The sequence below is a fragment of the Psychrobacillus sp. NPDC096623 genome, assembly GCF_044762655.1.
GTDB lineage: Bacteria > Bacillota > Bacilli > Bacillales_A > Planococcaceae > Psychrobacillus.
The window spans coordinates 233,808-259,408 of sequence record NZ_JBIWER010000002.1; the positions used below are offsets into that span (position 1 = coordinate 233,808).

General features: G+C 37.0%; 25 protein-coding genes, 5 tRNA genes and 2 pseudogenes. 18 read left to right on the forward strand and 14 right to left on the reverse strand.

Features of this window, described 5'->3' with window-relative positions:
* The first annotated feature begins 5 nt into the window (after positions 1–5).
* The 3 genes from ACIQX2_RS05845 to ACIQX2_RS05855 all read left to right on the forward strand — a co-directional run bounded on the left by ACIQX2_RS05845 (position 6) and on the right by ACIQX2_RS05855 (position 2,592).
* Complete coding sequence (locus tag ACIQX2_RS05845) at positions 6–608, forward strand: histidine phosphatase family protein (protein WP_402847710.1); 603 nt, start codon at positions 6–8, stop codon at positions 606–608.
* A gap of 280 nt (positions 609–888) precedes the next feature.
* A complete protein-coding gene (locus ACIQX2_RS05850; RefSeq protein WP_402847711.1) occupies positions 889–1,314 on the forward strand; it encodes a hypothetical protein in 426 nt (141 codons plus the stop codon).
* A gap of 153 nt (positions 1,315–1,467) precedes the next feature.
* Positions 1,468–2,592 (forward strand): NADH-dependent flavin oxidoreductase, encoded by a 1,125-nt coding sequence (locus tag ACIQX2_RS05855; RefSeq protein ID WP_402847712.1) that lies wholly within the window; start codon positions 1,468–1,470, stop codon positions 2,590–2,592.
* A gap of 62 nt (positions 2,593–2,654) precedes the next feature.
* Here ACIQX2_RS05855 and ACIQX2_RS05860 read toward each other — a convergent pair.
* Positions 2,655–3,275 (reverse strand): annotated as a pseudogene (locus ACIQX2_RS05860) (SDR family NAD(P)-dependent oxidoreductase).
* Between ACIQX2_RS05860 and ACIQX2_RS05865 the strand changes: the two are divergent.
* The 5 genes and pseudogenes from ACIQX2_RS05865 (at position 3,245) to nadD (ending at position 6,468) form a co-directional block, all read left to right on the forward strand.
* A complete protein-coding gene (locus tag ACIQX2_RS05865) occupies positions 3,245–3,970 on the forward strand; it encodes a 3-ketoacyl-ACP reductase (RefSeq protein WP_402847713.1) in 726 nt (241 codons plus the stop codon). The pseudogene ACIQX2_RS05860 and the gene ACIQX2_RS05865 sit on opposite strands and share 31 nt — an antisense overlap.
* A 263-nt stretch (positions 3,971–4,233) precedes the next feature.
* The gene (locus tag ACIQX2_RS05870) at positions 4,234–5,034 is read left to right on the forward strand and encodes an NUDIX domain-containing protein (RefSeq protein ID WP_402847714.1); all 801 of its coding nucleotides are present in this window, start codon (positions 4,234–4,236) and stop codon (positions 5,032–5,034) included.
* Positions 5,035–5,063: 29 nt separating this feature from the next.
* Complete coding sequence (locus ACIQX2_RS05875; protein WP_402847715.1) at positions 5,064–5,612, forward strand: cysteine hydrolase family protein; 549 nt, start codon at positions 5,064–5,066, stop codon at positions 5,610–5,612.
* 45 nt (positions 5,613–5,657) lie between these two features.
* Positions 5,658–5,813: pseudogene (locus tag ACIQX2_RS05880) on the forward strand (nicotinate phosphoribosyltransferase); the annotation flags it as partial.
* Positions 5,814–5,829: 16 nt separating this feature from the next.
* Positions 5,830–6,468 (forward strand): nicotinate (nicotinamide) nucleotide adenylyltransferase, encoded by a 639-nt coding sequence (gene nadD, locus ACIQX2_RS05885; protein ID WP_402847716.1) that lies wholly within the window; start codon positions 5,830–5,832, stop codon positions 6,466–6,468.
* 53 nt (positions 6,469–6,521) lie between these two features.
* On the opposite strand, the gene ACIQX2_RS05890 is transcribed toward nadD, so the two are convergent.
* A complete protein-coding gene (locus ACIQX2_RS05890) occupies positions 6,522–7,397 on the reverse strand; it encodes a LysR family transcriptional regulator (protein ID WP_402847717.1) in 876 nt (291 codons plus the stop codon).
* Positions 7,398–7,511: 114 nt separating this feature from the next.
* On the opposite strand from ACIQX2_RS05890, the gene ACIQX2_RS05895 reads away from it, so the two are divergent.
* Positions 7,512–8,183, forward strand: coding sequence for a YczE/YyaS/YitT family protein (locus ACIQX2_RS05895; protein WP_402847718.1), 672 nt, complete (start codon positions 7,512–7,514; stop codon positions 8,181–8,183).
* A gap of 78 nt (positions 8,184–8,261) precedes the next feature.
* Here the strand turns inward: ACIQX2_RS05895 and ACIQX2_RS05900 are convergent, their stop codons facing one another.
* A complete protein-coding gene (locus tag ACIQX2_RS05900; RefSeq protein ID WP_175454059.1) occupies positions 8,262–8,435 on the reverse strand; it encodes a hypothetical protein in 174 nt (57 codons plus the stop codon).
* Positions 8,436–8,586: 151 nt separating this feature from the next.
* On the opposite strand from ACIQX2_RS05900, the gene ACIQX2_RS05905 reads away from it, so the two are divergent.
* The 4 genes from ACIQX2_RS05905 to ACIQX2_RS05920 all read left to right on the forward strand — a co-directional run bounded on the left by ACIQX2_RS05905 (position 8,587) and on the right by ACIQX2_RS05920 (position 14,941).
* Positions 8,587–10,926, forward strand: coding sequence for a helix-turn-helix domain-containing protein (locus tag ACIQX2_RS05905; RefSeq protein ID WP_402847719.1), 2,340 nt, complete (start codon positions 8,587–8,589; stop codon positions 10,924–10,926).
* 730 nt (positions 10,927–11,656) lie between these two features.
* Entirely contained in the window at positions 11,657–13,045 is a 1,389-nt protein-coding gene (locus tag ACIQX2_RS05910; protein ID WP_402849100.1) for an MFS transporter, read from the forward strand.
* 14 nt (positions 13,046–13,059) lie between these two features.
* Complete coding sequence (locus ACIQX2_RS05915) at positions 13,060–14,241, forward strand: amidohydrolase (protein WP_402847720.1); 1,182 nt, start codon at positions 13,060–13,062, stop codon at positions 14,239–14,241.
* Between the two features lie 79 nt (positions 14,242–14,320).
* A complete protein-coding gene (locus tag ACIQX2_RS05920) occupies positions 14,321–14,941 on the forward strand; it encodes a trimeric intracellular cation channel family protein (RefSeq protein WP_402847721.1) in 621 nt (206 codons plus the stop codon).
* A gap of 161 nt (positions 14,942–15,102) precedes the next feature.
* Here ACIQX2_RS05920 and ACIQX2_RS05925 read toward each other — a convergent pair whose 3' ends face one another.
* The 3 genes from ACIQX2_RS05925 to ACIQX2_RS05935 all read right to left on the reverse strand — a co-directional run bounded on the left by ACIQX2_RS05925 (position 15,103) and on the right by ACIQX2_RS05935 (position 17,610).
* The gene (locus ACIQX2_RS05925; protein ID WP_402847722.1) at positions 15,103–15,909 is read right to left on the reverse strand and encodes an aldo/keto reductase; all 807 of its coding nucleotides are present in this window, start codon (positions 15,907–15,909) and stop codon (positions 15,103–15,105) included.
* 66 nt (positions 15,910–15,975) lie between these two features.
* Positions 15,976–16,851 carry a radical SAM/SPASM domain-containing protein gene (locus ACIQX2_RS05930; RefSeq protein ID WP_402847723.1) on the reverse strand — a complete coding sequence of 292 codons (876 nt, stop codon included), beginning with the start codon at positions 16,849–16,851 and terminating at the stop codon, positions 15,976–15,978.
* A 126-nt stretch (positions 16,852–16,977) separates the two neighbouring features.
* Positions 16,978–17,610 (reverse strand): hypothetical protein, encoded by a 633-nt coding sequence (locus tag ACIQX2_RS05935; protein ID WP_402849103.1) that lies wholly within the window; start codon positions 17,608–17,610, stop codon positions 16,978–16,980.
* Between the two features lie 148 nt (positions 17,611–17,758).
* Between ACIQX2_RS05935 and tlp the strand changes: the two genes are divergently transcribed.
* Positions 17,759–17,986, forward strand: a complete 228-nt coding sequence (gene tlp, locus ACIQX2_RS05940) for a small acid-soluble spore protein Tlp (RefSeq protein WP_402847724.1) — start codon at positions 17,759–17,761, stop codon at positions 17,984–17,986.
* A 52-nt stretch (positions 17,987–18,038) separates the two neighbouring features.
* Here the strand turns inward: tlp and ACIQX2_RS05945 are convergent.
* From ACIQX2_RS05945 to ACIQX2_RS05965, 5 genes are all read right to left on the reverse strand, one after another.
* A tRNA-Gly gene (locus ACIQX2_RS05945) sits at positions 18,039–18,109 on the reverse strand.
* Positions 18,110–18,115: 6 nt separating this feature from the next.
* Positions 18,116–18,191 (reverse strand) — tRNA-Phe (locus ACIQX2_RS05950).
* Positions 18,192–18,337: 146 nt separating this feature from the next.
* A tRNA-Asp gene (locus tag ACIQX2_RS05955) sits at positions 18,338–18,413 on the reverse strand.
* Between the two features lie 3 nt (positions 18,414–18,416).
* Positions 18,417–18,491: transfer RNA gene (locus tag ACIQX2_RS05960), tRNA-Met, on the reverse strand.
* A gap of 149 nt (positions 18,492–18,640) precedes the next feature.
* Positions 18,641–18,733 (reverse strand) — tRNA-Ser (locus ACIQX2_RS05965).
* Between the two features lie 181 nt (positions 18,734–18,914).
* On the opposite strand from ACIQX2_RS05965, the gene ACIQX2_RS05970 reads away from it, so the two are divergent.
* From ACIQX2_RS05970 to ACIQX2_RS05985, 4 genes are all read left to right on the forward strand, one after another.
* A complete protein-coding gene (locus tag ACIQX2_RS05970) occupies positions 18,915–20,453 on the forward strand; it encodes a DEAD/DEAH box helicase (RefSeq protein ID WP_402847725.1) in 1,539 nt (512 codons plus the stop codon).
* Between the two features lie 25 nt (positions 20,454–20,478).
* On the forward strand, positions 20,479–21,258 hold the full coding sequence (locus ACIQX2_RS05975) for a YqhG family protein (protein ID WP_402847726.1): 780 nt from the start codon (positions 20,479–20,481) through the stop codon (positions 21,256–21,258).
* A 106-nt stretch (positions 21,259–21,364) separates the two neighbouring features.
* Positions 21,365–22,354, forward strand: a complete 990-nt coding sequence (locus tag ACIQX2_RS05980; protein WP_402847727.1) for a macro domain-containing protein — start codon at positions 21,365–21,367, stop codon at positions 22,352–22,354.
* Between the two features lie 85 nt (positions 22,355–22,439).
* The gene (locus ACIQX2_RS05985) at positions 22,440–23,093 is read left to right on the forward strand and encodes a vWA domain-containing protein (protein ID WP_402847728.1); all 654 of its coding nucleotides are present in this window, start codon (positions 22,440–22,442) and stop codon (positions 23,091–23,093) included.
* 213 nt (positions 23,094–23,306) lie between these two features.
* On the opposite strand, the gene ACIQX2_RS05990 is transcribed toward ACIQX2_RS05985, so the two are convergent.
* From ACIQX2_RS05990 to ACIQX2_RS06000, 3 genes are all read right to left on the reverse strand, one after another.
* On the reverse strand, positions 23,307–23,531 hold the full coding sequence (locus ACIQX2_RS05990; RefSeq protein ID WP_402847729.1) for a sulfurtransferase TusA family protein: 225 nt from the start codon (positions 23,529–23,531) through the stop codon (positions 23,307–23,309).
* A 16-nt stretch (positions 23,532–23,547) separates the two neighbouring features.
* Entirely contained in the window at positions 23,548–24,612 is a 1,065-nt protein-coding gene (locus ACIQX2_RS05995) for a YeeE/YedE thiosulfate transporter family protein (RefSeq protein ID WP_402849105.1), read from the reverse strand.
* A 392-nt stretch (positions 24,613–25,004) separates the two neighbouring features.
* Positions 25,005–25,370 carry a DUF2188 domain-containing protein gene (locus ACIQX2_RS06000; protein WP_402847730.1) on the reverse strand — a complete coding sequence of 122 codons (366 nt, stop codon included), beginning with the start codon at positions 25,368–25,370 and terminating at the stop codon, positions 25,005–25,007.
* Positions 25,371–25,601 lie beyond the last annotated feature (231 nt).

Genomic DNA, 25,601 nt, shown 5'->3' on the forward strand with positions numbered 1-25,601 from the left:
TTCAAGTGGAGTTACTGATCGTTAGACATGGACAGTCAGAAGCAGATTTGTTAGGGGTGCATGAAGGAAGGGCTGATTTCCCTTTAACTAAATTAGGGGAGCAGCAAGCAAGAGATATGTCCACATATGTAATGGAACACTTTCCACCTGACCTTATCCTCGCCAGTCCATTATTGAGAGCAAAAAGCACTGCCGAAACACTACAAAAATTTGTAGGCTGCGACTTGCTCTTAGAAAAAGACTTAATGGAATTTAACAATGGTGTGCTAGCAGGTCTTTCAAGAGAGGAAGCTCGGGTAAAATACCCGCTTCCTCCCTCAGGAAGACCTATACATATTCCAATAGAACAAGGTGAATCAGCATTAGAGTTTCGCTTCCGAGCAGAAAAGATTTTCCACAAAATACTACTAGATTACCAGAGCTATAACCGCTTGGCAATCGTATCTCACGGAGGGTTCATCTCTCAGTTCATAAAAGCTTTCCTACAGCAACCAAATACAAGTGAATATGAATTTGCAACAGGTGATACCGGAATACATCTTTTAGAAATAAAAGAAAAAAGAATTATTAAATTTCTAAATAGACAGGAACATCTAAAAAGGTGCTAGGTTGATAACCTAGCACCTTTATTTATTGCCTTCCCAACAAACTCTAGTCTACGTTTAATGAAACACAAAATTATAAAGAAGAAGAATTTAATACTACGGTAGATGGTGTAGCTGCAAAAGGATGGACACCCCTAGCATCTGCTATTCAGACGGTCAACGTAGCAAGCAAAAATGTGGAAGGCCCATTAACAGTTTATATTGTTAGTGACGGGGCGGAAACCTGTGATGGGGATCCGGTAAAAGGGCACAAGAATTTGCACAGGATAATGAAAATCTCAAAGTGAATATTATTGGATTTAATGTAGATCAAAAAGGAGAAGACCAGTTAAAAGCAGTAGCTGAAGCGGGTAATGGTAAATATATTTCAACTGATAATAGCATTGCTGAAAAGTGGTTTATCACAAGTATGACTGATGTAGTTTATATAAAGCATTCAGGACCTAATGGTTTTACAGTAGGTAACGCAAAGTATTCAATAGGACAACTGTCTATGAAGCTTAGTAATGCAGTCAATATAGAAAGTAGCCATTTTAGAGGAATAATACAATTATTAATTACCGAAGAGTGGATTACCTCTGAACAGGGAGAAGAACTTACCAAGAAAGTCAATCAGAAAACAGATCAAGTCGATGATGAATATAATCGTATACATCAAAATATTGACGCTTGGGTTAAGGAAGTAGAAAAAATTAGATCGGATCAATAAATAAATCCCTATGTAGCATACTATTAATGAATAGTGTGTAGCATAGGGTTTTTTTATATGGCAGATTGTTGGAAGATTATCGATAACTTCTGTAGTATTAATAGTGAAAATACATTAACCTTCTCAGGAATGGCTAGTAAAGGAGTTAAAACAATGAAGAAAAAATATGAAAAGATTTTTCAAGAATTTACTTTTCTCTCTGGAGTAGAGGTAAAAAATCGAATAATGGTCGCTCCAATGACTCACTATTCCTCTGAAGAAAGTGGGGAAGTTTCTGAAAGAGAGCTAGCTTATTATAAAGAACGAACTGGGGGAGTCGGAACACTCATCACAGCCTGTACGTATGTGAGCAAGGATGGGAAAGGGTTTCCAGGACAATTCAGTATTGACGATGATCGATTCATTCCAGGATTGAAAAAGTTAGCGCAAACTATTCAAGCGAATGGAACAAAGGCGGTCATACAGATTTTTCATGGTGGAAGACAGTCGCCACCACAATTACTGCCAGATCAACAACCAGTTTCAGCAAGTGCTGTTGCTGCGGAGAGTGAAGGAGCAGCAGTTCCAAGAGAGATGACAGAGATTGAAATAAACCGAACAATACAAGCTTTTGGTGATGCTACTAGAAGAGCTATTGAAGCAGGCTTTGATGGAGTAGAAATCCACGGAGCGAATACTTATTTGTTACAGCAATTCTTCTCGCCGCATTCAAATAGGAGAAAAGATCAATGGGGCGGTTCCCTTGAGAATCGGATGAAGTTTCCTTTAGCTATCGTGGATTCTGTTCAAAAAGCAGTGAAGGAACATGCAAAAAATCCGTTTATCGTAGGTTATCGGATATCTCCTGAGGAAGGAAGTAATCCCGGAATTCAATTGGAAGATACACTTCAATTTGTTGATAAGCTTGCAGATCAGGGATTAGATTATCTACATGTGTCAGTTAATCATTTCTGGAATGGCTCCTTCCGTGAAGAAGACAAAACAGAGTCAAGAATTATTAAGATACATGAAAAAATAGGAGATCGTACTCCGGTAGTTGGGGTAGGTTCATTGCATACAGCAGATGAAGTAGTAGAAGCGCTTGAAACTGGTATTCCATTTATAGCACTAGGTCGTGAATTACTAATGGAACCAAAGTGGATTGAGAAAGTCCTTGCAGGTGAGGAAGATCAAATACGTAAAACTCTTTCTCGAAAAGCACAAGAAGAATTAGTGATTCCAGATCCATTATGGGACAGATTGATGAATGTAAAAGGCTGGTTACCAGTCGAAGATTAAAAAGAGCCGGGAAAAGTTATCATCACTTTTCTCGGCTCTTTCAAAACAAAATAGTAGTTAAATTAACGTGAAGTATATCCTGCATCCGTTTGTATAGTTGTACCAGTCACGTAAGACGATGCGTCAGATGCTAACCCTCGAGAAGCTTGAGCGATTTCGCGTGGTTAACCAAAGCGATTTAACAAACTTAATTGAGGAGCATATTCTTCTTCATTTAATCCAAATTGCTCAAACGCTCCACGAAGCATCGGTGTATCAATTGTACCTGGTGCAATCGAATTTACACGAATGTTCAGAGGACCATTTTCTAAAGCAGCCACTTTTGTCATTCCTACAACACCGTGTTTAGCCGCAACATAGGCATTGTTATTTGGTTGTGGACGGAAACCACTTACAGAAGAGATATTAATAATAGATCCGCCTTGACCCTGTTCGTGCATTTGTTTTAATTCATATTTTAAGCATAATGCCGTTCCTGTTAAGTCAACACCGATTAAACGATTCCAATAGTCTTCATCGAAGTCATGTGCAGGCTTATCGTCCGGTGTAAGTGCTGCAAGTTGCTCAACAATTATAAAAGTAAAGTTGATCAATTGAAGTTTTCGTTTTGCAGGACTATGATAAAGGTAGATTATCAAAGGAGTTGCTAAAAATGGGACAATTATTAGAAGGTAAAGTGGCATTTGTAACGGGAGCAGGAAGAGGTATTGGTGAAGCTATTGCTATTGCTTTAGCAAAAGAAGGAGTAAACGTTGGATTACTTGCAAGAACAGAGGGAGCATTAAAAGATGTAGCTAAGGAAATAAGTGGATTAGGTGTTAGAGTGGCTTATGCACCAGCAGATGTTTCTTCATTAGAAGAAGTACAACAAGCAATAGAGAAATTAACTGATGAGTTAGGAACTGCTGATATATTAATAAATAATGCAGGGATTGGTGGCTTTGAGAAGCTAGTAAATACGGATCCGGTAGAGTGGAAGAAGATTATCGATGTTAACTTAATGGGTACTTATTATGTAACACATACAGTACTTCCACAATTAATCGAAAAAAATGGAGGAGATATTATTAATATTTCTTCTACGAACGGATTAAATGGAGCGCCAGGTTCCAGTGCTTATAGTGCATCTAAATTTGGTGTTATTGGACTAACCGAATCATTGGCTCAGGAAGTTCGTCGGAATAATATACGCGTGACAGCATTGACCCCAAGTACAGTAGTCACTGAACTAGCTACTAATTCAGACTTAGTCGATAAAGATAAAGTGGAACAATTTATGCAACCAGAAGATATTGCTGATTTCATCGTTTCACAATTAAAATTGAATCCTAGAATTTATGTAAAAACAGCTAGTCTATTAGCGACAAATCCTTTCTAATTAAAGTAAAGAAGTTTTGAAGTAAGACCAGACCCATTACCGTTTTTTGGTAAAGGGTCTTTTTTAATGACTGGAATACCCTTCAATACTTCCATTAAGTAGATGAAGTCGAATGATCTGAAAACAGTACATGCGACCTTGCTCACTATTTTTCAGTATTAAAAGAATAATATGTACAAATGCCTTGCAATTAATAAAATTCAAGCGTACAATACAATTAACAAATAACGAACTGTTAATTAAATAGAAGGGTGGGTGAAATAATGGGGAAATACAAGTCGGAAGAAGAAATGCTAGAAAACTACAATGCAAACAAATATAAAACGCCAGACGGATACACTAGCGATATTGCCGTATTTACCATCATTTCTACCGAAGTAGAAAAGCACAAACCGCCAGTAAAAGACTTGAAGTTGATGTTGATACAACGAGCAGAGAAGGATGCAGAAGGTGAGCCTAATGTAGATGGTAGTAAATGGGCGCTACCAGGTGGTTTTGTTCAACCGGATGAAACAGCATTTGAAGCAGCTTCGAGAGAACTAGAAGAGGAGACAGGAGTAACCAACCTCAAGATTAAACACTTCGGTACCTACGACAGACCTGGACGTGATAAACGGGCTTGGATAATATCGAATGCCCATTATGCTATCGTACCTGAAAACCAATTAGTCAAACGTAAACCGGCTGATGATGCATCGGATGTTCAATTATTTACTTTAGAAGAACTCGGTCGGTTAGAACTTGCTTTCGATCACAAACAAATAATTGAGGATGCTATTTGGATTATTAAAAAAGATATGGCACTCACTACATTAGCAAAGAACTTTTTACCAAAAGAATTCGTGTTGTCAGAATTACAAGGTGTTCTACTAACCGTATTAGATGATTCTTGGATTAAATTAGATTCTCAGTTTTTTAGAAAAGCACCATCCCTACCATTCATTGAAAAAGTAATGGTAAATGGGGAGTTGAAAAAAACTAATAGATGGTCAAAAAATAAAGCACAGTTATACAAATTTACCGATTTCGAGCCTTTTGTTTCCATCTATAATGCAAACTATTAATTAAATTAATATAAAGGAGTGGATAAATGATGAAAAAGGCATTATTAAACATTGATTACACAGTGGATTTTGTAGCAGATAACGGTGCATTAACTTGTGGTAAACCAGGACAAAACATTGAGGGATCTATCGTACAAATAACGGAAGATTTTATAGCTAGTGGGGACTATGTAGTGTTCGCTATTGACACACACAAGAGGGACGACAACTACCATCCTGAATCTAAGTTATTTCCCCCTCACAATATTGAGGGAACCGAAGGCAGAGATTTGTTCGGAAGACTCAAAGATGTATATGAAAACAACAAAGACAATGAACAAGTATATTGGATGAACAAAACAAGGTATTCCGCGTTCGCCGGTACAGATCTAGAGTTAAAACTACGAGAAAGACAGATTACAGAAGTTCATCTTGTTGGCGTATGTACCGATATTTGCGTACTTCATACAGCTGTAGATGCTTTTAACAAAGGTTTTAAAGTAGTCGTGCATAAGGAGGCTGTCGCAAGCTTCAACCAACTAGGTCACGAATGGGCTTTAGGTCATTTCCAAAATAGCATAGGTGCAGAGATCAGATAGATTCAAATTTTGTTACATCTAGTCATAAGAAATGGAGGGTTTAAATTGACGAACTCTTACAAAGATGATGGCTTTGCATTACACACCGACCTTTATCAGATTAATATGGCAGAAACATACTGGGAAGATAATATACACAATCGAAAAGCGGTTTTTGAAGTGTACTTTAGAAAGTTGCCATTCGGAAATGGGTACGCGGTTATCTGGAGGAATTGTCATGGCTAAGATCGGAATTTACGGGTCATCTTTTGATCCCATTACCAATGTTCATCTTTTTACAGCGAGCACTATAGCGAATCGCTGCAAGTTAGATAAAGTCATCTTTTTACCTTGCTCCAACAAAAGAAAAGACAAAATGATGAAAACCGAGGACGAACATCGCTGGAACATGCTAGAAATGGGGATTAAAACTGACGAAAAATTTACCTTAGATGATTTTGAAATGAAGCAAGATGCTTGGAAATTATCCACCTATGAGACAATGAAACACCTGAAGACAGTATATCCTGAGGATGATTTATATTTCATTATGGGAGCAGACCTGTTAGTGGATATAGGCAATGGTAAGTGGGGCACTGCGGACAAATTAGTGAGTGAAAATAAATTTATTGTCATGGCTAGAGATGGCATAGATATGTTGAAAGCGATCAGTAGTTCTCCTTTACTTCGCAATAACGACGATGGTAGTACTTTTCACTTAATCGATAAGGGTATTGCTATGGAAATCAGTTCTACCTATATCCGTGATGAATTTGCTATTGGTGGAGAAGCAAAATATCTATTGCCTACCAGTTGCTATAACTATATTAAAGAGAATGAACTATACGGGTGGAAAAACTATCCGGGGAAAATTTAGGTTAGGGAGCTTGGAAAAACATTTCCAGGCTCGCTTTTTCCTTCAAAAACCCACTAATGTACTATATCCCAAAATTGAGCAGTCACTTTTGAGGTAGGTGCATCCTTTAGTTTTAAGATGACAGGCTCCACACTATAGCTAAACTGTTTCAATTCGAATATTGTTAAATTTTCTAAATAGGTAGATGCGTAATCCTTGCTTGGTATAATGGATACTCCCAAACCTTTACTGACAAGTGATACTACCATGGATATATCCTTACATTCAATGATAATATTTGGTTCTATGTGATATTCCTCAAACGCTCTACGTATATCTCCGTGAAAAGAATGTCCTTCCATAGCACCCAACATGATAAATGGTAATTTGGCAACCTCCTTAAATGTTACGTGTGGGTGTGAAAATGTGGTGGACCAACTAGTCGGAACAATAACGACATATGGTTGTTTCTTTAATATTTTCATCTCATAATGTTCACTATTGCTTAGGCGTAAAAGCAATGCCAAATCTATCTCTCTTTGTTCGAGTCGTTTTAATAATTCCTCTGAGTTACCGTTAATAATACTGATTTTTACGTTGGGAAATTGTGTTCTATATATGCTAATATAGTCGATAAGCATATTCGAGCATGCGGAAGAAACACCAATACGTACAGTTCCGAATACACCTTGTTCTACTTCTTGGATTCTTTGCTTCACGTCCTGCATTTGCATAATCATTTGATCCGCATATTGATATAATATTTCACCTGTTTCAGTCAGTTCCCATTTTTTTCGATACCGATGGATTAAAGTTGTGCCAAGCTCTATTTCTAGTTTTTTTAAGAGCTGACTGAGTGGTGGTTGTGCGATATGAAGTGCTTCTGCAGCTTTAGAAATACTGGACTGTTTAACGATTTCTCTGAAGTAATGTAATTGTCGAATATCCATTAACGCACCTCTATTATATGTATTTGCATATGAATAGTTTATCATATATATATTTTTAATATCTCGAATACGATGTTATGATTTATAGCAGATCAAATAGAAAGCAGGTTATTTATGAATCATATAGATGTTACAACGAAGCGCCTTGTCTTATACGTGGGTGGCTTATTTTTTTTGACGCTTGGTGTTAGTTTGTCGATTCAAGCAGGACTTGGTGTATCTCCTGTTTCTTCTTTGGCATATGCACTCGTGTTAACGTCGGGATTATCAATCGGTATTACCACAGTTCTTGCAAATATATTGTTTATCATTATTCAGATCATTTTAAACAAACGTATTGATATAAAAGATTTTATGCTTCAAATAATTATTTCATTTTTGTTTGGATTCTTTATGGACGCTACATTATTCCTCGTGCAATTACTACCACCTCCTGAATCTATCGTATTACGTTTTGTTTATCTAATTATTAGTTTATTTGTCGTATCGGCAGGGTTGATTGGTTATTTCACTGCAAAACTCCCGCTAATGCCCTATGATGCGTTAACGTATGTTATTAGCGAACGATTCAAAATGAAGTTTAGTAAAGCAAAAATTACGGGTGATTTAGTAAATGTTTTTGTAGCAGCAGTGCTTTGTTTAGTTTTCATCCATTCCTTTGGATCGATTGGAATTGGAACACTGGTTGCAGCGTATTTTATCGGGAAAATTTTAGGGTGGATGATATTCCATTATCGAGAACCACTACAACAATGGGTGTATCAAAATGAAAAATTAAACGTGTAGGTGGAAAGTAAAAGTAAAAAGTAACAATACAAAAAACGGACACAACACTTTGTGGTGTCCGTTTTTGACATCTTAGATTTAGTAAGATCTATCCCTCTCACTCATATCACGTCGATTTGGAGACATTGAGCCTTGCTTCGGCATTAAAAACCCTAACTCGGCTAACTCTAGAGAAATCTCTTCTTTCTTACTAGTTGGTCGTTTCGCCATAGAACCTCTTTTATTAGCTCCTAGATGAGTACCATTTTTCATAAGAAAACCCCTCTCGACGATTTTTTGATGCCTCCTTAATATGGTTTAAAACAACAGGAACTATAACCTATATTGCAAAATATTCAATTGTAAGCGATATAATAGATAAGATCACTTATAGAAACAAAAATTAACTGAGGTGGTGACTTGTTTGGATCAAAGACAAAAGGACTTCTATCTTCGGATACAAAAAATCGGTTATGTAGCTCCCTCATTGAATCGCGGAATCGAATTTGTTTTAGTAATTGATGGGGAGCTAAAGATTGAAACAAGAAACCGGATTTATCAACTGAAGGATAAGGATTTACTTCTCATTAACCGAAATGAACTTTTTGAAATGCAAGGAAATAAACAAAATAGTGTTCTACGTTTTACCATCTCGGACACATATATGGATCAGTTTTACGGAGAGTATCGCAATCGCCGTTTTGAATGTTTTTCAGGAGATATTGATATGGGAAGAGAAGTTTTACTCGATCAGCTTCGAACATTCTTTGGTGAAATGGTGATAGCCTATTTTAGAAATGACGAAATTTATGCCATAGAAATGCAAAGACTCGTTAGTGAAGTTCTACTCATCCTAATACGCCGTTTTAAGGAAAAAGGCAGTGTTTTTGAAAAGATAGATACGGAAGATCAACGAATAATACAAATCGTGGATTATTTGGAGAAGCATTTTCAAGAGCCATTAACTTTAGAGGAGATGGCTGATAAAACGTTTGTGTCTCCTGGTTATTTATCTCGATACTTTAAGAAAGCAATGGGTATGGGCTTTAGCCGATTTCTTATGAATATTCGATTGAAACACAGTGTGAAGGATTTACTTTATACATCGGATTCAATTTCTCAAATTGCCATGAAAAATGGTTTTCCAAATGCAAAATCATTTGCAAAGTTTTTCAAAGAAATTTACGGAGAAACCCCTAAAGTATACCGCGATCAACATGTGGAAGAAAAAGTGAATACTATTGAGCTTATTCAAAAGGAAGATATAGAAACACTGACGAATTCTAACGAAATATTTTTGAAAATAGGTTCGTTACTAACAGAGAAAGATAATACGTATAGCAATACGGAAGCTCGTTATGAAGAATTATTTATAGACACATCTATTTCAACACAGGAAAAAATTTATAGACCAGATCATGTTTTAATAATACGAGAGCTAAAAGAAATTTTAAGAGAAGATGTAAGAGAGCAGGTACTAGCGGTAAAAGATGAACTTCGTCTAAATTACATAGGTATTCGAAACTTAGTAGGTAATTCTACATTTCTTCCGACGGTAGAAACGGATGAGCTTATTTCGACTTCGTCTCCTTATTTTACAGCAGATCTTGCTATTAACTTTTTAAAGAAGCATGACCTATCTATATTTAGCCGCATTGATTATCAAGATATATCCATGGATGAAGAGGCGTATTTCACCAAACTAAAAGCATTTTTACGTCATTGCTTATTAGCTTATGGCGAGTCTTATTTGAGTAAATGGCATATTCTTTACTATGAATCCTATTATTCTGCGGTTGATGGGAAAGAGCTGCAACGTATTTATGAAAAGCTTCATCATACAATTAAAAAAATTGTTCCGAAGATACACGTTGGTGTGTATATACCGTTCTCAATAGAAAAAGAAAGGACGAGCGATCAACACGTCTGGCTACTACAGAAAGCAGATAATATTGATTTTATCGGCTATCATGCAAATCAAAACAATGCGATCAATTTTGAAGAAAGTAGAAATGATCGATTTTTATTTGCTAAAGATTATATTAAAGAAAAAACAACTAAATTGAAAAATTATTTAAAACAGCTTCACATGGAAAAGCCACTCCATTTAATTTCGTGGAATACGTTATCAGGAAATACACGATACACGAATGGAACGTTTTTTCGAGGCGCATTAGTATTGAAAAATGCATTAGAGATTTCAAAAGATGTCCAGTCACTCGGATTTTGGATTAATACCGAATTACATGAGGTTGGTGATCAACACCATCGTATTCAATTAGAAGGAATGGAATTATTCCATTTTTTTAAAGGGAAACGGCCAGCCTATCACGCTATGGCTTTTGCCGAGAAATTATCTGGTAATGCTATTGCGTATGGAGAAGATTATATCTTGACGGAATATGAGGGTGGTTATCAGTTAGTGCTGATGAACTGTACTAATATAAACCCTTATTTTTCAATTGAAGATGCTTTCCTCAGACAATTAAATAAAGACATACGGGTAACCATTTCGAATTTAAAGCCCGGGGAGTATCAGATACGAAAGTATATATTCGATAAAGACAACGGAGCTCTATATAAAAACTGGGGAAACTTAGGTAGTATACACGGTGTGGATCTAGAAGTGACAAAATATATTAATCGTTTAAGTCATCCTTCTATGCAAATCTTTGATGAGACCATTTTGGGAGATTGGTCATTCTATTCATTTTTATCAATTAATGCCATTCATTTTTTTGATATCCGTAAAACGTATAGCTAATAGTTCATTAAATTATCAGAAGTCATTGGTATCTTAAGATACTGATGGCTTTTTTTATAGAATATAAAATGTTTCGCGAATAATGGATTTAAGATACATAATACTGATGATTTCCGTTACAAGTGAATGCTTTTCGCAGGGTAGCGATGAGCTATCACCTTCGCCTATGTGTCGCTTTAATATCTCATCTGTCTCACTTAACCCGTCGAAGTCGCCACCTCCCACTACAATCAACAAAGTGAGTAGTACTCCCTCGAGCGCTTTTTTTCTGAATAGGATAAGTTCTTTTCTCTAGTTAACCAAAAATGCACTAAACTTTTTCTGAAAGGTTGAAGGTGTAGACGAACAGTTAACCGCCATAAGAATGACCGAGATATATTATTAGTGACAGACGTCAACAACAGCATATTAAAAATAAAAATCAAACGGTAAAATTCTAGCTACAATCTGTCCAAAGTTTACTGAACTCGATTGAAACAGTTTTGCATTTTGTTATTCTATCTTTTGGTAAAAAATTAACCGTCTTTTTTGTACCAGTTATTTTATTATGTCAGAATGTTATCCAACGAAACCAATGAACAAAGCATAAATGGCAAGGCTTGATAGATGATTTCTAGATAAAATATACACAAGGAAAGCTTTTCAATTGCAATTAGATTTACTCGAGAGTACTTAAGTATAGTGTTAGCAGTTCTACACAAGATAAAACATAAGAAAACAAGGAGTGAAAATTATGGAGACAACCTATAAAGGTACAAATAAAATGATTTTAGGGATTGTATTCGGGGTATTAACATTTTGGTTATTTGCTCAAGCAATGGTAAACGTAGTTCCCGCAGTTCAAGAGGATTTAGGAGTTTCATCTGGTATATTAAACATTGCAATTAGTTTATCTGCACTGTTTTCGGGTATTTTTATAGTTGCAGCTGGTGGACTTGCTGATAAAATCGGACGGAAGAAAATGACGAATATCGGACTTATTTTAAGTATCGTTGGATCACTTTGTTTAGTTTTAGCAACTGGTTCAACATTACTAATTATTGGTCGGGTAATTCAAGGTTTTTCGGCTGCTTGTATTATGCCTGCAACGATTGGCTTGATGAAAGCTTATTTTGAAGGGGCTGAACGCCAACGGGCACTTAGCTACTGGTCAATTGGTTCTTGGGGCGGTTCTGGTGTTTGTTCGTTATTCGGAGGTGCAATTGCAACATATATGGGGTGGAGATGGATTTTCATCTTCTCAATTATCATCGCAATTCTTGCATTGTGGTTATTAAAAGACACGCCTGAAAGCAAGGCGAAACAAACTGGCAATTCTAAATTTGATGTTAGTGGTCTAATTATCTTCATTATAACAATGTTAGCATTGAATGTTTTCATCACACAAGGTGCTGAAATTGGTTGGTCAAATTGGATTACGATTGCACTGCTAGTTGTCACAGTAATTGGTGCGATAATCTTTATAAAAGTTGAAAATGGTAAATCCAATGCGCTAATCGATTTTGGTTTATTTAAAAACGCGCCATACACTGGTGCAACAGTTTCAAACTTCTTGCTCAATGCTATTGCCGGAACGCTTGTTGTTGCGAATACGTATGTACAAGAAGGAAGAGGTTTTACATCTTTTCAATCTGGTATGCTTTCCATCGGTTATCTAATTGCTGTGCTTGCAATGATTCGCGTAGGAGAAAAGATTCTTCAAAAAATTGGTGCAAAAAAACCGATGCTTTGGGGTACTGTCTTGACGCTAATCGGTGTTGGGGTGATGGGCTTAACATTCTTACCAGATGTTGCTTATACAGTTGTTGTATTTATAGGATTCGCTTTGTTTGGATTAGGATTAGGGATTTATGCAACGCCATCTACAGACACCGCGGTTTCGAATGCACCTGACGATAAAATTGGTGCAGCGTCAGGTATTTATAAAATGGCAAGTTCCCTTGGTTCTGCTTTTGGAGTTGCTATATCTGCTACTGTATATTCGATGATTGCGGCCCGAGGTGGGGTAGATGCAGCGGCAACTGGAGGCATTATTGCCAATGTAATTTTTGGAGTCATCGCATTATTATCGATTATTTTCATGGTTCCAAACAATGCTGGTAAAAGTGAAGTAAAATAAGGAGCGTGTTAGTTGTGAAAGATAAACTAATGAAAATGTTGGATGAACGTAAAGATGAAATAATTCAAATTCGCCGTTTTTTACATGAACATCCTGAATTATCATTTAAGGAAGAAAAAACGGCTCAATATATTGCGGACTTTTACAAAGGAAAAGACGTCTATGTACAAACAAACGTTGGAAATGGTTACGGAATTATTGTAACCATAAAAGGTGGAAAACCTGGAAAGACAATTGGATTGCGTGCAGACTTTGATGCACTTCCAATAGTGGAAGAAACACCTGTACCGTTTAAGTCAAAAAACGAGGGTGTCATGCATGCCTGCGGACATGATGGGCATACAGCGTACTTATTAGTGTTAGCAGATTGCTTAATTCAATTGAAATCAGAGTTGTCTGGAACGATTAAGCTAATTCATCAACATGCAGAAGAGGTTCCACCAGGTGGAGCAAAAAGTATAGTAGAATCTGGACAATTGGATGATTTAGATGAAGTGTATGGAATTCACTTATTACCAATCGCTCCAGCAGGGATGGTTGGTTACAACAAAGGCTATGCTTTTAATGGACGAGCATATATGAAGTTGAAAATACAAGGAAGAGGTGGCCATGGTTCGTCACCTCACCTAGCAAACGATGCAATTGTTGCGGGTGCTCATTTTGTGACTGCTGTTCAAACCATCATAAGTCGCCGTTTAAGTCCTTTTGAAATAGGAGTAATTACTATTGGATCGTTTGATGGTGCTGGCACCTTTAATGTGATAAAAGATAGTGTAGAGCTTGAAGGTGATATCCGCTACATGACAACACAAACAAAAGAAACAATTGAAAGAGAAGTAAAACGATTAGTAAAAGGACTAGAGGAAGAGTTTGATGTAACTTGTGAACTGACTTATACACCGGACTATCCACCTTTATACAATAATCCCGAACTTACAGAAAAAGTGGCAGAAGCATTAAAAAATGCAAATGTGAAAGAAATTACAGAAGTAAAAGAAGTTCCACCAATGGCACCATCGGAAGATTTTGCGTACTATGCAGAAAAATTCCCAGCTTGTTTCTTCTATATCGGTTGTACACCTAAAGGCGTTGAAAAACCATTTTTCAATCATCATCCAAAATTCGATATTGACGAGGATGCACTTTTGGTTGCAGCAAAAGCCGTAGGACAAGTTGTTTGTAGTATGCAAGAATAAAACAGTAGAGTCGTTCAAAATTTACTTTTTGAACGATTTTTTTTCAATTAATGGTCCAATGAGGAAAGGAGGAATCGCTTTGACATGGGACATTCTTAACATCATTGGCACCATCGCTTTTGCGATAAGTGGTGTGCTTATCGCAGTAGAAGAGGATTATGATATATTTGGTATTTATTTTTTAGGGTTTACAACAGCCTTTGGAGGGGGACTAGTTCGAAATATTTTAATTGGGATACCAATCGAAAATATTTGGTTACAAGATTATTTATTTGAAGTAGCTTTTTTGGCTATTACATTAGTTTGTTTATTGCCGAAAAAATGGATTAGCAATTGGAAAAATTGTGCTGTCTTTTTTGATGCCATTGGTTTAGCGGCATTCGCAATTCAAGGTGCAAAATATGCTGTATCTATAGATGCTCCATTAATTGCTGTTATCATTGCAGCTTCCATGACAGGAGCAGGTGGTGGGATGATAAGAGATATATTCGCAGGTAGAAAACCGATGATTTTCCATTCAGGAATATATGCATTATGGGCAGTATTAGCCGGTCTTGCTATAGGACTAGATCTCATACGCGGTCCCTATGCCACATTTTCTCTCTTAATCGTAATAGTTATATTAAGGATATTATCTGTTTATTTTGATTGGAATCTGCCACGAAATATTAATATTAAAAGGAGTATAGATAAAAAATAATAGGATTCTTTTCATCAACCTCATTTTCATACATCAAATTTTGAAGCGGGGAATGAGTATAAATGAAAGACATTTTTTCATTTTGAGTACTGTGAAAGAATAAAAGATGAAAAACGCCGAGAGAAGTGTAAAGACACTTCTTCCGACATTTTCTATTAGAATTAAATTTTATCTGGGTCAGTACCGATACGCACATTTGTAGCTATTGCTGTAATTGCGCTCATATCCTCAGAAGATAACTCAAAGTCAAAAACATCTAGATTTTCTTGAATACGGCTAGGCGTAACTGATTTTGGTAAAGCAATCCGTCCTAACTGTAAATGCCAGCGAAGAACAATTTGTGATGGAGATTTTCCATATTTCTCAGCCAATTTATGGAATAAGTCAATTTCCATGAATTTCCCTTGCATCAATGGGCTCCAAGCCTCTATTTGAATACCTTTTTTACTTAAATAATCAACAAATTCTTGCTGTGGCAGTTGTGGGTGTAATTCAATTTGATTGACCATAGGAGTCATCAATCCAGCATCCTGCAATTTATCCAGATGATGTTCTTTGAAGTTAGATACACCGATTGCTTTTATTTTTCCTTCTTCATAAAGCTCTATCAGTGCGCGCCAAGCTTCTACGATACCTTCAACAGGCCAGTGGAGCAAGCATAAATCTAAATAATCTGTTTGTAAACGATTAAGCGATTCTTGGAAGGCTTCTTTTGTACGGCCGGCACGAATATCATCGTTCCAAATTTTTGAAGTAAGGAAGATATCCTCACGTGGAACTCCTGAAGCAGTGATTCCTTTTGCTACGCCTTCTTCATTTTTATACACGGCAGCTGTATCAATATGACGATACCCCACGCGAAGAGCCTCTTCTACTGCAGCAGGAGCCTCAGTTTCGTTGTCAACTTTCCACACCCCAAAGCCAATTTGAGGGATTTTCAAGCCATTGCTAAGTGTTATAAATTCCATATATATCTCTCCTCTCCGAAATCTAATATTACCATTTGCATTGCTTAGTTTCTATACGTAAGGGTTTTAAACGCCAAACCTCTGTCTATATCCGCATTTTCTACACATTTCTTCAACTGCTTCTCTTCTTGTAAATCCATCATACAAATTATTCGCTCGATCACTCTCAATAATGTCTGAGAAAGAATCGTTATGAATATTACCTAAGTCAATTACACCTTCTCCATCTAAACAGCATGGTACGACGGTTCCATCCACAAGAATAGCCGCTTGGTTTCGGAGAGCATGGCAAAATCCTTTTCCATCATCCTCTGGTGCAAATAAACTCGGCCATTGAAACTCATGATCCTGGTTCAAGTATATATTATGAGCAATTTTAATACCTTTACCTGGTTGTACTTTTTCTTCGATTTTAAAGTCTAGATTATATTCTTTTTCAATTATTTCCAGCGTCTCACGGTTTCTACGTTGTGCAACTTCAGAAACCTGGTCTTTCTGTAAATTCCATAAACGATAGGAAATGATAATATTATGTTCTTTAGCTTCTCGTACAAAATCCAGAATATCTCCTAAATATTTTTCGCGATTTTCGGATCCTTCGTGACCATCGAAACTATGTAAAGAGAAGTTAATCTGTCGTAGAGCGGGTTTACCTAACAATTTATGTCTATTTTTATTGATAAGCGTACCGTTTGTCGTGATATTTACTTTAAAACCCTTCTCATGACTAGCATCCAATAATTGGTCGACCCTCGGATGTAGAAGTGGTTCACCCTTAACATGAAGATAAATATATTTTGTATGTGGTCGAATCTGATCTAATGTTTTATTGAATGCATCCAGTTTGAGAATATTCTTAGCTCTACTTGTCGGTGGGCAAAAGCTGCAAGCAAGATTACAAACACTAGTAATTTCTATGTACATTTTTTTAAAGGTTTTCAAGGTATGTTCTCCATTCCAATTCTTATTACTCTCATTTTATCAGATTATCTCCCTTAGTTGATTAGTTTTGAACATAATAAAACACCTCCAACTGGCAAATTGCCTAACTGGAGATGTATATTGGTTTTAAATGTCTAACGTTTCATCGTATCCAACCAATCTATCCATATGGCTAGCAATCATTGCGATAATAGTACTGGCTTCATCTTTTTTGAACGTAAAGGTAGTTTCATCCTCGATTTCCTCATCATCTGTCCAAATACGATTCACTCTACGGAGAACGCCATCGCCATTTGAAATGTCCACACCAAACTGATAGGTAACTTCGATCTCATCGTCTATTAAGAATGCAGTAACTTCAGGAGTTTCCCATTCCACGTCAATCTCTTCTACAGTCATTCCATCATCGTCGTCCTCACCCATGAAAACCAATTCGCGATCGCTGTCATCCATCAGAAACTCGTGAAAGCTTTCATGAACGGCTTCTACAATATCAGTAATATCGTCTAAAATTATTCTAGTAGGTTGGTGTAGTTCGACATCGAAGCTTTCTACATAGAACTCCTCATTATAAGGGTCAAATAGTATTGTACAAAAATAGTCTCGTTCTTCCACTTCTGTACTCACAAAAAACTCAATCCGCGGATGTTTAGAAGCGCGATTAATATTCATGTGACCGACTTGGTCATACTCTTCACAAATCGAGTTCAAATGATCTTGTAGTTCCTCTGTTACTCTGTCAAACCATTCCGTAGTAATAGTCATTACCGCCCTTCATCGTATTCTCCTAATATTTTGTCCTATTTGGAAAATATTATTCCGAAAAATGAAAGAAATATAAAATCGAATAATTTGGACAAGATAGGGGACGATAAAAATTGTGTTAAAAAAAAAAGGAGGAATTCAAATGTCTAAAAACAATAGACCAAATCCAGATGACCGATCAGATAATGTGAAAAAGTTAAAGAAAATGGTAAGTAATACGAAAGAGAATATGGAAGCTGCCGAAGAAACAATGGAGCACACGAGCGGAAATAATCGAGAAGCTATCCGAGAAAAGAATGAGCATCGAAAAGAAAGTATTGAAGGATTCCGAAGAGAAATTTTAGACGAAGCAGAAGCTCGCAGGAAATAACAAAAAAGAAGACCTATTGATCTTTGCATCAATAGGTCTTCCTTTATTCGGAAGCGGGTGAAGAGAATCGAACTCTCATCATCAGCTTGGAAGGCTGAGGTTTTACCACTAAACTACACCCGCATAATATGGTGGCTCAGGACGGAATCGAACCGCCGACACAAGGATTTTCAGTCCTTTGCTCTACCGACTGAGCTACTGAGCCTCTTCGATTTACGCTAAGCTGCGCATCTCTTCGTCAGCTGCACTTGCTCTTTCAGTCACGTACTTGAGTACGCTCCTTCTTTCGCTCGATTGCTTCCTCGACCTGCTTGCTTATCCTAAATCTCAAAAAAATGATTAAATAAAAAATGGCGGTCCCGACCGGGATCGAACCGGCGATCTCCTGCGTGACAGGCAGGCATGTTAACCGCTACACCACGGGACCATTTGGTTGCGGGGACAGGATTTGAACCTGCGACCTTCGGGTTATGAGCCCGACGAGCTACCACTGCTCCACCCCGCGACAATATAATATAAATTGCTACTAAACTTCACGTGAAAGATTTGTGCCTTCCTCGCTTCGCTTGCCGTCGGCACAATTCGCAGTCTACGTACTGCTTATCGCTCCACCCCGCGACAAAAAAATTACAACTATCATTATTATAATAAAAATGGAGGAGGAAGAGGGATTCGAACCCCCGCGCGGTATGACCCGCCTGTCGGTTTTCAAGACCGATCCCTTCAGCCGAACTTGGGTATTCCTCCGAAGTAAAATATTATTTGGATGAATTAATTCCAAATCATTTGCGACTTTTATATTATATAGCATTATCTACAAGAAAGGCAATGTTTTTTTGTAGAAAGTTAAAATTCTTTTTCTTTATTTCCTTCTATCAATCATACACTTCTATTTTTGGGACAACCTAAGGAAAAGTAATATGAGGTGATGGAAATGATTATAGAAAGATCTTCGGAATGGGCTGAAGGTTTCGTTAAACGATTAGAAAACATTGAACCATGGGATAATTGGACACTTTATAATATGAGCTATGATATTGCCAAAAATAGTTTAATCACGGAGTTTACAGGTCTGCAATCTCCTAAGTATTTGACCAGTTTAAAACCGCTTGAACATCAACTAAAAGTTGCAGAAACCGTTATTGAACGGATGAATGGGAAAGCAATTTTGGCGGATGAGGTGGGACTTGGAAAAACAATTGAGGCTGGTTTGATATTGAAGGAATATCTTGTTCGAGGGTTAGTAAAGAAAGCTCTAATATTAGCTCCCGCTTCACTGATCAATCAATGGGTGGAGGAGCTCCATTATAAGTTTTATATACCAGCTGTACCGTATAAGAAAAATACTCCATTAGAACTTTGTGATGTTGTCGTTCTAAGTATGGATACTGCTAAAAAAAGTCCTCATCGAGAGCTTATCTTTGAACAGGATTATGACATGATTATTATTGATGAGGCTCATAAGTTAAAAAACCACAAAACCAAAATCTATGAGTTTGTGCAAAGTTTAAAGAAGAAATTTTGCTTGCTATTAACAGCCACACCTGTTCAAAATGATGTGTTTGAATTATTTAACCTAATTTCTTTGCTAAAGCCTGGCCATCTCGGGAATTTTGAGGCGTTCCAATCGGCATTTTCTGCTAGTAAACATGATTTAGAGCATGATGACTATTTGAAGGAGTTAGTAAACCAAGTAATGGTTCGTAATCGTAGACAGGATACAGGCATTGAATGGACGAATCGCCAAGTGAATATTATTCCGATTCAGTTCACAAATGAGGAAAAAGAAGTGTATGAGATGATTATGGACCTAAAGAATATCTCTCCTGTATTTTCAGGTGCCTTTTCGATGATTACACTCCAAAAAGAGATGTGTAGTAGTAAGGAAGCTACATTTCTTACATTAAATAAAATGAGGCAAAATTGCACTAATCCTGAGGAAAATAATTTTGTTGAAAATGTAATGCAGAAATTAATGGCGTTAGAAATAAACGCAAAAGCAGAAAAAACATACGAAATAATTTCACAGGCAAAGGATAAAGTGATTATTTTTACAGAATATAAAGCAAGTCAAGCATATTTGCAGTGGTATTTGCACACAAAAGGTATTACAAGCGTGCTTTTTAATGGGAAATTCAATAAAAATAAGCGAGATTATATGAAGCATTTATTTAAAGAACATGCGCAAGTATTGATAGCTACTGAATCGGGTGGGGAAGGGATTAACCTTCAATTCTGTCATCATGTCATCAATTATGATTTGCCTTGGAACCCGATGAAGCTAGAGCAACGAATAGGACGTGTACACCGATTAGGCCAAGAACATGATGTTCATATTTATAATTTGGCAATTGAAAACACGATTGAAATAGATATTTTGCAGTTATTATACAAAAAAATTGATGTTTTTGAAAAGGTTGTAGGTGATTTAGATGATATATTGTCCGCATTTAAACAAACGATTTAATTGGTATATGCAAAGGAGGATATAAATGTATCCGCAGCAGGTTCAACAATACTTACGAACGTTCTTCTCCGAAAATAACTGTCAGATTGTAGCCGATACGGATCATTATCTTACTGTTCAGCTCACGATTGACATGGATAAACGTATTATGAATAGACCTTATTATTGGAAGTATGTGGAAACGACAGGAGGAGTACCCAGTCCAACGCAGCTTACATTAATAACTGACCAAACAAAGCTGAACGATAACGTAAGGGGAGAATTGGTCTATTTCGGATCACCACGACTCGGTCAGCTATTTCAAGCTACCCATGAAATGGGCGCTTTTATCGAAATGTTTGAGCAGGTGGAGGAAACAATTAATCGTCCTATACTAACTCCATGGCTAGGCGTGAATTATAAAGTTTCCTATTATAGCAATCAGACGAAGGAAATGCTCCATTCTTTAGGTATTAATCTGATGAATGGTCATATCACTACGGATTTTCATGCTACCTTAGGAGACATGAATATTGCTCCCACAAAAGCCAAAAATGCATTTTTGTTACCTTATATCATCAAACCGGTTAGAGGTTTAGAGCGATTAGATGGAGTGGTTGAAAATCTCATCCAACAGGATGATCATTCCTGGGCCGATCTAGCGAAAAAAAGGTGGCAGCGAGATATACGCGTATTAGAATTCTTCTATGAGGGAGTAGAGGACAAACCAGAGTGCTACGAGATGGAGAAAAAAGCACTTCAGCAACAATACGAAGCGAGAATAAAAATAGAGATAATAAATGGTGGTCTCTTTTATTTAAAATAGAACTTCTGAGTTAAACCCATCTTAAGCCTTTGTTTAAGATGGGTTTCGTTTGTGGGATAATAGAATATACAAAATACATAAAAGTAACAGGAAAGGAATCGAGGATATGCCATTAGAAATCGTTCGAAATGACATTACGAAGATGGACGTTGATGTAATTGTGAATGCGGCGAATAAGGCACTCAAAATAGGTGGAGGGGTGTGTGGTGCCATATTCCAAACAGCTGGTGTGAAAGAACTTCAGAAAGCTTGTGAAGAAATAGGTTTTTGCGACGTAGGGCAAGCGGTGATGACGGATGGTTTTCAGTTGCAGGCGAAGAAAGTCATTCATACTGTAGGTCCTATTTGGAAAGATGGCCAACAAAATGAGGCAGAGTTCTTAAAAGCGTCTTATGCAAATTCCTTGGCTTTAGCAGCCTCTCAAAACTATGATTCTATAGCTTTTCCGCTTATCTCCACCGGTATCTATGGCTATCCGAAGGCAGAGGCGCTACAAATTGCGGTTTCAACAATTAGCTCGTTTCTTTTGGCAAACGACATGCAAGTGTATTTAGTTGTTTTTGACAAGAAATCATTTAAAATAAGCGCAAAATTATTTACATCTATACATGAATATATTGATGAATATTATGTAGAGGAAATAGAAGAGCGTTTTCAACGTGGTCGTCAGCTACAATCCTTTGAGTCTCCCCTTAGTTTAGAAGCGGAGAGCTTTAGTTCTTCTAAAAGAAATTTAGAGGATGTTATGAAGCAATTAGGAGAGTCATTTTCTGAGAGATTATTTCGTTTAATCGATGAAAAGGGAATGACAGACGTAGAAACGTATAAAAAAGCAAATATGGATCGTCGACTTTTTTCTAAAATACGGAATACACCTAACTATACGCCACTTAAAAAAACAGTTATTGCTTTTGCAATTGCATTAGAGCTGAACTTAGATGAAACATTGGATCTATTATCTAAGGCAGGTTATACATTAACTCCTAGTAGTAAATTTGACTTGATTGTTGAGTTCTTTATCGAAGAAGAAAACTACAATATTTATGAAATCAATGAAGCGTTGTTTGCCTTTGACCAAGTTTTATTGGGAGGTTAAAATGTCGCTATTGAAGCGACCAATAGAGTCATCAAATTAGTTATTCTTGATTTGTAGAGAAACATACAAATGGAGGATGATAAAGATGAAAAAGGATTTAACGGAATTGGTTTTTGTTATGGATAAGAGTGGCTCGATGGCAGGTTTAGAGACGGATACAATAGGTGGATTTAATGCGATGCTTGCTAAGCAGAAAAAGGAACAGGGAGAAGCGAATGTGACAACTGTTCTGTTCAATCACCATTCAGAGGTGCTCCATGATCGTATTCCTGTTCAGGGTATTGCACCAATGTCCGAAAGAGAATACGAGGTTAGCGGGACAACAGCGTTACTCGATGCAATAGGGATGGCGATTCAAAAAATCGGAAACTCTCAAAAAAGAACTAGTGCCGATCATCGAGCTAGTAAAATATTGTTCGTCATCACAACGGATGGACATGAGAATGCAAGCAGTGAATACAACTACGACAAGATCAAGTCAATGATTGCCCGTCAAAAAGAAAAATTCGGCTGGGAATTTATCTTCCTCGGTGCAAATATTGATGCTATATCTGCTGCTGCACAGTTTGGCATCGGAGAGGATTTTGCGGTGGAATATCATGCGGATGTCGAAGGTACACGTTTAAACTATGAAGCTGTCAGTGAAGTGGTGACTTCATATCGTAAAGGCGAAAAAATAAATCGTACATGGAAACAGGGAATCGAAGCAGATTTTGAGAGTCGCAATGCAAGATCCTAATGATTGGAAATTCACTCGATTTAATCCATAAAGAGAGCCTTCCTGCATAGTTGAATGCAGGAAGGCTCGAAAGTTTATAAAAGACAAAAAGCATATGCTTTTTAATCAGTATTGTCCGGACTTTGCAGCTAGCCGATTGAGTGTCTTAGGGTTTCGGTAAAGGATGCCTGAGGCGAAATCCATCCGTGACTTGAATAAGCGCTTACGCTTTTCTTATTTCTTTTGAACAGTGATCGTCCAAGCGGCATCACCAACCTGTTCATAGTTAGTAACGTTATGCCCTTCTTCCGCAGCCCAGCGCGGAATTGTTTCCGTAGCTTGTGTACAATCAAATTCAATCACTAATTCATCCCCTGAGCTTAGCTCTGAGATTGCTTCTTTTGCTTCTACTAATGGGAAGGGACAAACCATTCCCATGACTCCTAATACTTTTTTCATATTTGACACTCCTTCTTTATGCTGTTGTGACACTTGTTTGTACAGTGGCTTTACTATTTTTTTCCTTTCTTCCACGAATGAAGACGAAGTAAACAGCTGTCCATGTACCAAGAATCATGAAAATCAATGCGATCCAACCCTGCCAAGTCATTAGAGCTGTCATAACCAACCCATTTCCGATGGAGCAACCACCTGCCAAGCTAGCTCCAAATCCCATTAAGTTACCTCCAGTAAAACTGGTTAATCCAGTTTTTACATCAGGCATTCTAAAACGGAACTCACTGCTTGCTTTAGCAGCAACAAATGATCCTACCAAAATACCAAGAACTAAAAATACGCCCCAGTTAATAAACGCCATATCCCCAGTAGTTAAAAATTGTAGTATATTTGCAGAAGGAGTAGTAATACCTAGCCCTGCAATTCGACCAGTTGCGGAGCTCAATGGCCAAGCAAGAATTGCGATAAGTCCAACAAGTACCGCCGTTACAAACGGATGCCATCTTTTTTCAAATAAAATATGTGCCATCCCTTGTTTTTTAGGCTTAAGTGTTGGAATAACTACTTTTGGTTTTGTAACTTCTTTATAAATAATCCAACTTACCACTGCAAGTAATAAGGCAATTAAAAACCATACGTTTATGCCGAGAGTATCTGCCATAGAATTCGACGGTAATTGAGACTTTTCGATGTTTTGATTTAACGGACTAAGTGGGCCTGTTTTCATAATTGCGCTCATTAGCATATAACCAGCTAATGCGATCCAACTTCCAATTAACCCTTCTCCAGCCCGGTACCAAGTTCCAGTAGCGCAACCACCAGCTAGCACAATTCCGATACCAAATATAAATGACCCTAAAATAATTGCAAATAATGGTAAAGTACCTGAGCTAATTTGAATGACTTCAAGTGCAACGAGTGTATAAACACCTACGCTTTGAACTGCAATGGCAATAAGTAATGCATAAAACATACGATTGTCTTTCGTTAGATACATATCACGAAAGCCACCAGTCAAACAAAATCTTCCTCGTTGCATAACAAATCCTAGCAAAGCACCGCACAACAATCCAGTAATAATCATTTGTACCAAATAAATACCCTCCCTTTAATTCCTATTAAACCAATAGGGATATGATATATTATTATTTTAATTATTTCAATAGTAATTTTGAAGGAAAAAAGTAACTTTCGTAGTTAAATTAGGATTTTGATGAAATGAATAATCTTGATGTGTTTAACAAATGAGGTGATTTAGTTTAATGGGCTAAAAGTGCGGCTATTGACTTATGTTATTATTTTGTTTTTAACGTGATTATTTACGACGAATACGAGAACAATTTCCTTAGAATTAACGTAAAAAAGCTCCCGAAATGGAGACTTCGGGAGTTGCAGTATTACTCTATTCAATTCGAAAATACATTATTCACTTAGAACCTATTATTCTCGAATATTTTTCGTTCTTATATTCTTTATTTATTCATATAAAGTATCCTCTACTGAACCATCTTCCTCATAAATAATAAGGATGCCATTTTGTTCATTTACATATGGTTTTGCTTTTTGAAGCAAATCCTCTTTGGTATCCTCTACAAAAATAGCACGTCTACCGTCAGCTTTCATAAGCACCCAGTCAGATTCACGGGATATAACCTCGTAGGTAATACGATTTTCATCATCTCCATGTATTGCTTTTCGGGCCTGAGAAGTAGCAATGGATATGGCTCTACCCTCCTCGTAATTATCCTTTAATAATGCATTGGCAATTTCAATGGCTTTGTCTCGTACATCTGCGTCCAAGTTTTTCATAGAATCGGGATAATCATTTTTATTCCATGGCATTTTCAACGCCTCCTTAGCATTCGTTTCCCGTTTCTTAAGGTCTGAAACGTTTTACGAATCCTCAGAAGCATTTTTGGAAAAATTAAAAGGAAGGAGTCCGATGGGATTTTAATAAAATTCTAAAAAACATATGAGTCTATTTGCTATCATTTTAATATGGTCGACTATATATCCATTAGATTATGTACACTGGATAGCAGAAGTAGTCCAGGACTCATAGGTATAATCATA

Excerpts from the sequence above, each read along its gene's own strand:
- ACIQX2_RS05995 (WP_402849105.1), bottom strand. The coding sequence starts at position 24,612 with ATGATTATTACTGGATTGTTGTGCGGTGCTTTGCTAGGATTTGTTATG.
- ACIQX2_RS05980 (WP_402847727.1), top strand. The coding sequence starts at position 21,365 with ATGCCATTAGAAATCGTTCGAAATGACATTACGAAGATGGACGTTGAT.
- ACIQX2_RS05865 (WP_402847713.1), top strand. The coding sequence starts at position 3,245 with ATGGGACAATTATTAGAAGGTAAAGTGGCATTTGTAACGGGAGCAGGA.
- ACIQX2_RS05870 (WP_402847714.1), top strand. The coding sequence starts at position 4,234 with ATGGGGAAATACAAGTCGGAAGAAGAAATGCTAGAAAACTACAATGCA.
- ACIQX2_RS05925 (WP_402847722.1), bottom strand. The coding sequence starts at position 15,909 with ATGGAATTTATAACACTTAGCAATGGCTTGAAAATCCCTCAAATTGGC.
- ACIQX2_RS05900 (WP_175454059.1), bottom strand. The coding sequence starts at position 8,435 with ATGAAAAATGGTACTCATCTAGGAGCTAATAAAAGAGGTTCTATGGCG.
- tlp (WP_402847724.1), top strand. The coding sequence starts at position 17,759 with ATGTCTAAAAACAATAGACCAAATCCAGATGACCGATCAGATAATGTG.
- ACIQX2_RS05990 (WP_402847729.1), bottom strand. The coding sequence starts at position 23,531 with ATGAAAAAAGTATTAGGAGTCATGGGAATGGTTTGTCCCTTCCCATTA.
- ACIQX2_RS06000 (WP_402847730.1), bottom strand. The coding sequence starts at position 25,370 with ATGCCATGGAATAAAAATGATTATCCCGATTCTATGAAAAACTTGGAC.
- ACIQX2_RS05890 (WP_402847717.1), bottom strand. The coding sequence starts at position 7,397 with ATGGATATTCGACAATTACATTACTTCAGAGAAATCGTTAAACAGTCC.
- ACIQX2_RS05975 (WP_402847726.1), top strand. The coding sequence starts at position 20,479 with ATGTATCCGCAGCAGGTTCAACAATACTTACGAACGTTCTTCTCCGAA.
- ACIQX2_RS05985 (WP_402847728.1), top strand. The coding sequence starts at position 22,440 with ATGAAAAAGGATTTAACGGAATTGGTTTTTGTTATGGATAAGAGTGGC.
- ACIQX2_RS05895 (WP_402847718.1), top strand. The coding sequence starts at position 7,512 with ATGAATCATATAGATGTTACAACGAAGCGCCTTGTCTTATACGTGGGT.
- ACIQX2_RS05855 (WP_402847712.1), top strand. The coding sequence starts at position 1,468 with ATGAAGAAAAAATATGAAAAGATTTTTCAAGAATTTACTTTTCTCTCT.
- ACIQX2_RS05875 (WP_402847715.1), top strand. The coding sequence starts at position 5,064 with ATGAAAAAGGCATTATTAAACATTGATTACACAGTGGATTTTGTAGCA.
- ACIQX2_RS05970 (WP_402847725.1), top strand. The coding sequence starts at position 18,915 with ATGGAAATGATTATAGAAAGATCTTCGGAATGGGCTGAAGGTTTCGTT.
- nadD (WP_402847716.1), top strand. The coding sequence starts at position 5,830 with ATGGCTAAGATCGGAATTTACGGGTCATCTTTTGATCCCATTACCAAT.